This is a genomic window from Sulfuriferula multivorans (genome assembly GCF_003851125.1).
Classification (GTDB): Bacteria; Pseudomonadota; Gammaproteobacteria; order Burkholderiales; family Sulfuriferulaceae; genus Sulfuriferula; species Sulfuriferula multivorans.
The window spans coordinates 1-1,373 of sequence record NZ_BGOW01000057.1; the positions used below are offsets into that span (position 1 = coordinate 1).

A 1,373-nucleotide genomic window follows, 5' to 3' on the forward strand; every position below is an offset into this window, starting at 1 on the left:
TTACTACAAGGGCTTCCCCAAATTCGCAAGTGCTGTTGATGTTTTTTAGTTCATCATTATTTCCTGTTCTGTTTCGTTTCAAATCGCGCTGCTTGCATCGTGTAAGAAGGTGAAGGACTGCTAAACTACAACCGGTCATGTTGGGCATGTCGCCCGGACCCTGATGAAAGACGCGCGCCGGGACCTCAATCGTTAGTCGGGTTTTGCTTCTCCCCATAAAGTTGATCAGGCTCCCCCGGCGCGGGTCCAACCCGCTTCACATCAACGCTGGCAGTACACGGTGATTCTTTGTCGCCGCCCGGCGGCGCATCTATTCCTTTCAGGTTTGTTTTTTGCTGGCTGATTCTGGTTTCTTGTTCAGATATTGCCCGGCTCCAATTTAAAATCGTCGCCGTACTTCAACACCGCCCAGGCCAGCCGCGCATTCTTCGCCGCGATGGCGATCACCGCGCGCCAGTAGCCACGTCGCTCTTGCAATGATCTGGCCCAGCGGCTGAATCTATCCTGTTTGTCACCCAGACTGTTGAGCACCGCTCGCGCGCCCATGACCAGCAGGCTGCGCAGGTAACTGTCTCCGGCCTTGGTGATGCGTCCGAGACGCGCCTTGCCGCCGCTGCTGTATTGCCCAGGCACAAGTCCGATCCACGCCGCCACCTGGCGTCCGTTGTTGAAGTCGTGGCCGTTGCCAAGGCTTGCCAGCATGGCGCTGGCGGTGGTCGGGCCGATGCCGGAGAGTTTCATCAACCGTTTGCTGCGCTCATCGTCGCGCGCAGCCTGGGCGATGGCGCGGTCGTATTCGGCGATCTTCGCATCAAGGTCAGCGGTGTGCGAAAGCAGGTCGCCCACGCACAGGTTGGCATAACCCGGCAGCTCTTCCAGGTGTGCGCCGATCTCGCGGCGCAGGCAGGTTATCTTCTGCGGCAGGACGATGCCGAATTCGGCAATCAGGCCGCGCAGGCGGTTGTAGCTGGCGGTGCGTTCTTCGACGAATCCCTGGCGAGTACGGTGCAGGCACAGGATGATTTGCTGGTGTTCTTCCTTGATCGGGACGAAGCGCATATTGGGACGGGTGACGGCCTCGCAGATTGCAGCGGCATCCGCCGCATCGTTCTTACCACGCTTGCCGCTCATACGGTAAGGCGCGACGAACTTCGGTGCCATCAGTTTGACCGTGTGGCCATGCTGGCGAAACAGCCGCGCCCAGTGGTGCGCACCAGTACATGCTTCCATGCCGATCAGACAGGGTGGCAGTTGCGCGATCAGCGGCAGCAAGTCCGCACGTGCAACTTTCGGCTTGACCAGGGCAGGCTTGCCGTTATCATCTACGCCGTGTACGGCAAATACGTTCTTGGCGAGATCGATTCCTACGGTGA

General features: G+C 58.9%; 1 protein-coding gene. It reads right to left on the reverse strand.

The window, feature by feature from the left end; all coding sequences use genetic code 11:
* Positions 1 to 357 precede the first annotated feature (357 nt).
* On the reverse strand, positions 358 to 1,373 hold a 1,016-nt coding region (locus tag EI185_RS17380; RefSeq protein ID WP_124706411.1), incomplete at its 5' end, for an IS110 family RNA-guided transposase.